Consider the following 1,199-nt stretch of genomic DNA (forward strand, 5'->3'; position numbering starts at 1 on the left):
GTGTAAATCGCTTCAGGGCAGACTGCGGTTCCTGCTCGAAGGAAATCGTCAGTGAGATAGAGAAGCATTGCAAACATTTCTACATCCGTGCCAACCGATGCAGTTCGCTCTACAATGACATCTTTGCTCTGAGAGGATGGAAGACGGAGGAGATTAACGGCATCCAGTTCGAACTCAATTCCATTCTCGTTGAGAAATGGGAAGGCAAGTGCTATCGTCTTGTCATCCAGAGACAAAGACGCAACAGTGGCGACCTTGACCTGTGGGAAGGCGAATACACTTACCGTTGTATTCTGACCAACGATTACAAGTCATCGACAAGGGACATTGTTGAATTCTACAATCTGCGTGGCGGCAAGGAACGTATCTTTGACGACATGAACAACGGATTCGGTTGGAGCAGGCTCCCCAAGTCATTCATGGCGGAGAATACTGTCTTTCTTCTGCTTACTGCATTGATACACAATTTCTACAAGACCATCATGAGCAGGCTTGACACCAAGGCTTTTGGGCTCAAGAAAACGAGTCGCATAAAGGCTTTTGTCTTCAGATTCATCTCCGTACCTGCCAAGTGGATCATGACTGCAAGGCAATACGTGCTGAATATCTACACAGAGAACCGAGCTTATGCAAAACCCTTCAAAACAGAATTCGGATAAGAATCCTTTCTTTCCGGTTTGAATCTGCGTATTACCTCAAGTCGCATCGTGGGGTAAGGGGATGGTGGCTACATATTGATGTTGTGCTGTTGCTTTTTACTGAAAGCTGCTACTAACGACTCATAAATCTACCCTTAATCGTGTATTGGATGATAGTTGCGGATTTTAGGATATCAATACGCCCTTTAATACATTCCTATTAAAACATCAGCTTCGATTGTCAAATGTGTGAGAGTACGCCAATCAACGCAATCTTTTTCAACGCAAAAGAGAAGCGGCGTCATTTCAATAAACGACATTCTTTGTTCTGATGACAACTGTACGGTGGCTGAAACCGTTTCTCTTGAAATGGTTTTAAGATATTTCTCAAAATATTCAACGACAGACTCATTTGAATAATCTGGATTTTTCAAGGGTCTGCGGATTTTTCCGGTTGGTAACACCGTATGTTAGGAATAAAGTCGTACCTTTGCCATATGGAACAGACCAAGCTACTACGCGCCATTCTTCCGGATGTGCTTATAGACAACTTCGATGTTG

Annotated in this window: 1 protein-coding gene and 1 pseudogene; one reads left to right on the plus strand and one right to left on the minus strand. The window is 43.6% G+C overall.

Going from position 1 to position 1,199, the window contains the following annotated elements:
• Window positions 1-659, plus strand: a pseudogene (locus CIK95_RS01025) (IS1380-like element IS612 family transposase); the annotation flags it as partial.
• A 185-nt stretch (window positions 660-844) separates the two neighbouring features.
• Here the strand turns inward: CIK95_RS01025 and CIK95_RS01030 are convergent.
• The gene (locus CIK95_RS01030; protein WP_254046379.1) at window positions 845-1,072 is read right to left on the minus strand and encodes a hypothetical protein; all 228 of its coding nucleotides are present in this window, start codon (window positions 1,070-1,072) and stop codon (window positions 845-847) included.
• Window positions 1,073-1,199: the final 127 nt, after the last annotated feature.

It is taken from the genome of Prevotella sp. P5-108 (genome assembly GCF_002251385.1).
Taxonomy (GTDB): domain Bacteria; phylum Bacteroidota; class Bacteroidia; order Bacteroidales; family Bacteroidaceae; genus Prevotella.